Below are 5,714 nucleotides of genomic sequence, written 5' to 3' on the forward strand. Positions count from 1 at the left end.
AGAGGGCGATTACCTCCGCCAAGGTCTCGTTGAGCTCCAGCATCCGCGAAAGAGTCCGGGCGATCTGACTCACCTCCAGGGAGTGGGTCAGGCGGGTACGGAAATAGTCCCCCTCATGGTTGAGGAAGACCTGGGTCTTGTACTCCAGCCGTCGGAAAGAGCTGCAGTGCAGCACCCGATCCCGATCCCGGGAATAGGGGTCTCTGAAGTCATCCTGCAAGGGGTGAAAACGGTCAATGGGTCTCATGCGTGCGGTAATCCTCGTTAATGTATTCCCTATCTCTTTGGCTATAATTGTATCTAATCGCAGAGGAGGGACGACGATGAAAGTGACACTGCTGCACCACACGCCCCTGGAGGTCTGCGCCCATGCAATCCGTACCTGCTGGCAAAGCTTTGACAAAAGCGACGAGGGCGGAGAGAAGGACCGGGCGCTCATCGACAGGGTGGGCAACAAATACAAGCATGCTTCGACCCTGGAACACCTGGTCTACACCTTCTACATCCAGGGAGTCAGCCGGGCCCTTCTCCAGGAGCTGGCCCGCCACCGGATGGCCAGCCTCAGTGTCAAGAGTACCCGCTACACCCTCAAAGAGCTCAAGGAGACCGAGCCCTTTGACGAAGAGGATTTCGAGGGGGCTTCCCGTTTCATCGTGCTGACCCATCACGACGAGGTGGACCGGGCCTCGATCCGGGCGCTGAACAACCTCCAGAGTCTCCTGCGGCAGGGGGTGAGCAACGACTATGCCAAATTTGCCCTTCCCGAGTGCTACAAGACGGAGCTCACCTGGACCGTCAATGCCCGGAGCCTCCAGAACTTCCTGGCTCTGCGCAGCAGCAAAAGTGCCCTCTGGGAGATCCGAAAGCTCGCCTATACGCTCTATGACCATCTGCCGGAGGATCACCGCTATCTCTTCCGGGAGTCTCTCTACCAGGAAGAGCCGGTCGGGAAGTAGGCACCATTCTGCCCTCCCGGGTTCCGTGAAATCCATTTTCCAGAAAAAAGGTTCGTTGTTGAAAAAATACTATCTTCTTCTATTGCTGACTCTGGGACTGGCCTATGGGGCCTCCACCCCTTCCGCCGCCGATCCCCTCTCCGAGCAGATCACCCAGACCCTCGAGACCAAACTCCACAGTCCTTTCAGCCCCCAGGTGACCGAACTCTATCGGCTCAATCAATTCCGTCCACTCTGGATCGGGCCCCAAAATGCCGCCAACTATGCCGCCCTGTTGCAGGCACTGGAGAATCCGCTCTTCAACTACAATCATAAAAATTTCAACCGCAGCGAAATCAAACGGCTCTCCTTCGCTCTGGACAGCGGCAGCATCTCTCCGGCCAGCCTCCCCGCCGTCCGGGCCCGCCTCGATGTGCTGATGAGCGACGCCCTGATGCAGCTGCTCAATTTCCTGCGCGTAGGCGATGTGGACTGGCCCCTGGTCCAACGCAAACTCAAACGCCTCAAAGAGACCCAGGATGTCCAGGCCGCCTGGGATATCCATCCCAAGAAGCTTCCCGATCCCCAAACACTCTTTACGGTACTGAAGCAGAAGGTTCTGGAGCGTTTCCTTCGTCAGCAGATCCCGCTGGAACACCGCTACCGTTCCCTGGTCGCGCTGCTGCAGAAGTATCGGCAGATGCCCCGTTTCCCCAAACTCTCCCAGGGGCGTACCCTGCGGATCAACAGCAGTGACAGCCGGATTGCCCAGATCAAACGGATGATGAAATTTTTCGGCGACTATCCCAAGAACCTGCCTGAAGACAATGAATTTGACCGCCGTTTCGCCGAAGCGGTCCGCCACTTCCGGGAACGCTTCAAACTCCCTCCCGGAGAGATGATCGACAATAAAATGATCCACTACCTCAACACCCCGAAGAGTGAATACATCAAAAAGATTCTGGTCAATCTGGAGAAGCTCAAACTCTATCCCCACCACTGGGAAAGCGACTATGTGGAGGTCAATGTTCCCGAATACAAAATGCGCTTTTACCGTAACGGCCAAGCGATCTTTGCCAGTGATGTGGTCGTCGGACGCATCGATCGCCCTACTCCGATCTTTGACAGCAAAATGACCTATATGGTCCTCAACCCCACCTGGACCATTCCCGACAATCTGGTCCGGCGGGACCTGATTCCTATGCTGAAAAAAAACCCCGACTATCTCCGGCAGCACGACATCCACGTCTTTACCAGCTACAAACCCAACGCTCCGGAGGTGGAACTCGATTTTGCAAAGCTCTTCAGCTACGAGCACGATCAGCGGCCGATTCCCTACCGTTTCGTCCAGTTCCCCAGCGACAGCAACGCCCTGGGAAAAGTGAAATTCATGTTCCCCAACAAATACTCGGTCTATCTTCACGATACCGACAACAAGAAACTCTTCGGCTACCGTTACCGGGTCTTCAGTTCAGGCTGTATGCGGGTGGAAAAACCGATGGATTTCATGGAGTTGCTGCTGCACTATGCCGCCGGGAACTACACCCCGGAAAAGATCCGGGAGATTCTGGAGAGCAACCGCCCCACCACCATTCGGCTGAAAAAGGCGATTCCGGTTCATATCGTCTATTTTACGGTGCGCCGTGCCAATGGCAAGGACTACTTCTTCTACGATATCTATCTCCATGACCAGATCATCTGGGAATCGATGGCCGGTCACAAAAAACAGAGTTTCAAAGTGCCCGAGAAGCGCCTCAATCCTCTCCGAAAAGAACGGAGGAAAAAACGGCACTATTTCTTTTGATGACACTCCTGCAGCAGATCGGGTTTGGAGAGTCTGACTTTGCCGTGACGGATAATGTCCTGGACAATGCGATAACCGTGATTGAGGGCGATGGCGATACTTCCGCCGCTTTTGAACGCGATATCTCCGGCGATGTAGATTCCCTCCACACTGGTCTCCAGATTCTCCTTGATCACCGGCTCTCCCGTCGCGTCCAGCTGTAGATCGGCATTTTTGAGAAAATCCACCGGCGTCGTTCCGCCGATGGCGTAAATCACCCGATCGAAGACTTCCTGCGTACCGTCCTTGAAGTGAACTTCCACCTTGCCGTGGAGATTTTCCAGCCCTTCGATGTCGACACCCAGTTTCGGCTTGACCTTCCCGGTATCAAAGGCCTCCTGAATCATTTTCCGGTTGGTGGGATTGGGACGGGTAAGCTCAGTCCGGCGGTAGTTGAGCGTCACATCATTGCTTTCGCTCAGTTCCACCGCATATTCTGTCGCGGTATCACCGCCGCCGACCACCAGGATTTTCTCTCCCTGATTACACTGATCGAGATTGAAATTGACCCGTTTCCGAATCGAGGGAGGAATCTTGTAGGAGGGCTTGTTGGGTTTGCCCATCCGCCCGATGGCGATGACAATGTAGCGCCCCCGAAACTCTCCGCAGTCGGCCCGAACCCTGAAGATCCCGTCCTCACCTTTGGTAATCTTGTCCACTTCGCAGTTGAAATGGCTGTCAATCACATGCCGGTCGATCAGGCAGTCGAAGAAGTCCAGTGTACTCTCTTTGGTCCCGTCCATGAAAGGGATCGTCCCCTCCATCTCCACCAGCTGCCCCTGCCAATCCTTGTCAACCCGTTTGTTGTCTTTGTAAAATTTGCGGATCGTATCGGAGTGGTTGTCGCTCTTCTCCAGGAGCAGAATCTTTTCGATTCCCAGAGCCCTCGCTTCGACAGAGGTTCCGATCCCACCCGGGCCTCCACCGATGATCACGAGATCATAAACATTCTCATTTTGACTCATTTTGACTCCTTTGTCTGGATTGGTTGCCCGAAGAGCCACGCAGTCGAACCCGCTGGGCATGGGTGATGGCGATGGCCATGGCATCGGTGATATCCAGCGGTTTGATCTCCCGCCGGATCCCCAGCAGCCGTTTGACCATATAGGCGACCTGTTCCTTGGCCGCTTTGCCGTTGCCTGTGAGCGCCTTTTTGACCTGCAAAGGGGTGTACTCATGGAAATAGCCCACTTCCTGGAGAACCTTTAGGCTCAAGGCCCCCCGAAACTGGGCCAGTTTCAAGACTGTCTTGGGATTGAAAGCATAAAAGATATCCTCTATGGCCACTTCATCCGGCGGCTGCCGCTTCAGCAGAAGATCCAATCCCTCCGCCAACTCCACGATCTGTTCCTGCAGCGAGCCGGCCGGTATCTTCAACAAGCCCGCCTCCAGCAGTGTCATCCCTGTGGGACCGAACTCCAGAAAACAGTACCCCAGATTCCGGCTGCCCGGGTCGATCCCCATAATGACCATACTTCTCCCTTTCACGGATGGTTCACCAAGTTATTCACGCACATATAGGCTCATTTTAGCCCAGCTTCGGTAGAATCACTACAGTTATTCACCTATTCACAGTGAAAAAAATCAACTGTTCACTATTTTACACACACCCTGCCTGAAGAAAGAGAGCCTTTTATGAATCTTGGCGAAAAAATTATCCAGAATCTCAGAAAGGAGATTCCTCCCGAAGAGTATGAACGTTATCTGCGTCATCTGCACTACGACGCCGAACGTTCCCGGAATGACCGGGTCATCTTCCGGGCCCCCAATATCTTCGCCGCCCGCTGGATCCGCAGCAACTATCTCTCAACATTGGCCCATCTTTTCGAGATCGAAAGCGGTATCCGTCCCGCCATCGACATCCAGGTGGGATCCGCCCAAACTTCAAACCTCTCTGCCACTCCCATCCATAGCAGCGAATCCAAAAGCTCCTCCACCAAAGCTCTGCTCAACCCCTCTTTCACTTTCGACAGTTTTATCGTCGGCAGTTCCAATCAGTTCGCCTACACCACGGCTCTGAGTGTCGCGGAAAAACCGGGACGACTCTACAACCCTCTCTTTATCTACGGAGGGGTAGGACTGGGAAAAACCCACCTCCTCCAGGCCATCGGCAACCATCGGCTGGCTATGGGAGATCGGGTCATCTACACTACGCTGGAGCATTTTCTGAACAAATTCCTCTCCCATCTTCAGTCCCAGACCATGGAGAAGTTCCGGGAAAAATACCGCCAATGTGATCTCCTGCTCATCGACGACATCCAGTTTCTCAGCCGCAAAGAGAAGACCCAGGACGAACTCTTTCATACTTTCAACGAACTCCACAACGCCGGTAAGCAGATCGTCATGACCTCCGACCGGCCTCCCAAAAAGATTGCTTTCCTCGAAGATCGGCTCCGCACCCGCTTCGAATGGGGGCTTCAGGCGGACATCCAGCCTCCCGAACTGGAGACCAAGATCGCCATCATCCAGAAAAAGTGTGAACTCGACGGTATCCACCTGGATCGGGAGATTATCCACTATATCGCCACCCATATGGGCGACAACATCCGAGAGATCGAAGGAACCCTCATCCGACTCAATGCCATGAGCACCATGCTCAATCAGCCGATTACCCTGGAGTTCGCCCGTAACGCCATCAAAGACCAGCTCAAAGAGAAACAGGAGAACATCACCATTGACGATATTGTCAAAATCGTCTCCAAAGAGCTCAATGTCAAACCTTCCGACATCAAATCGAAAAAGCGCAACAAAAACGTGGTCAACGCCCGGCGTATCGTCATCTACCTGGCCCGCAACCTCACCCCAAACTCCATGCCCCAGATCGCCCTCTACTTCGGAATGAAAGACCACTCCGCGGTCAGCCACGCCCTACGCAAAATCAACGAAATCGCCGAGAACGACGAAAACTTCAAGGTTCTTCTCGATGAACTCTCCAA

5 protein-coding genes and 1 pseudogene are annotated in these 5,714 nt (G+C 54.1%); 3 read left to right on the forward strand and 3 right to left on the reverse strand.

The annotated features are described in order from the left end of the window. A pseudogene (locus F8I07_RS00775) lies at positions 1 to 247 on the reverse strand (deoxyguanosinetriphosphate triphosphohydrolase); the annotation flags it as partial. 76 nt (positions 248 to 323) lie between these two features. Between F8I07_RS00775 and thyX the strand changes: the two are divergent. Continuing rightward, on the forward strand, positions 324 to 956 hold the full coding sequence (thyX, locus tag F8I07_RS00780) for an FAD-dependent thymidylate synthase (protein ID WP_292654447.1): 633 nt from the start codon (positions 324 to 326) through the stop codon (positions 954 to 956). 58 nt (positions 957 to 1,014) lie between these two features. After that, a complete protein-coding gene (locus F8I07_RS00785) occupies positions 1,015 to 2,739 on the forward strand; it encodes a L,D-transpeptidase family protein (RefSeq protein ID WP_292654450.1) in 1,725 nt (574 codons plus the stop codon). On the opposite strand, the gene F8I07_RS00790 is transcribed toward F8I07_RS00785, so the two are convergent. Both F8I07_RS00790 and ruvC read right to left on the reverse strand, forming a co-directional pair. After that, positions 2,727 to 3,743, reverse strand: coding sequence for an NAD(P)-binding domain-containing protein (locus F8I07_RS00790; protein WP_292654453.1), 1,017 nt, complete (start codon positions 3,741 to 3,743; stop codon positions 2,727 to 2,729). The two genes, F8I07_RS00785 and F8I07_RS00790, sit on opposite strands and share 13 nt — an antisense overlap. After that, positions 3,730 to 4,251, reverse strand: a complete 522-nt coding sequence (gene ruvC / locus F8I07_RS00795) for a crossover junction endodeoxyribonuclease RuvC (protein ID WP_292654456.1) — start codon at positions 4,249 to 4,251, stop codon at positions 3,730 to 3,732. The genes F8I07_RS00790 and ruvC overlap by 14 nt, the downstream gene beginning before the upstream one ends. A gap of 162 nt (positions 4,252 to 4,413) precedes the next feature. Between ruvC and dnaA the strand changes: the two genes are divergently transcribed. Beyond that, positions 4,414 to 5,714: chromosomal replication initiator protein DnaA (dnaA, locus tag F8I07_RS00800; RefSeq protein WP_292654457.1), on the forward strand; the 1,301-nt coding region annotated here is incomplete at its 3' end.

This window comes from Nitratifractor sp., from assembly GCF_015487065.1.
Taxonomy (GTDB): domain Bacteria; phylum Campylobacterota; class Campylobacteria; order Campylobacterales; family Sulfurovaceae; genus Nitratifractor.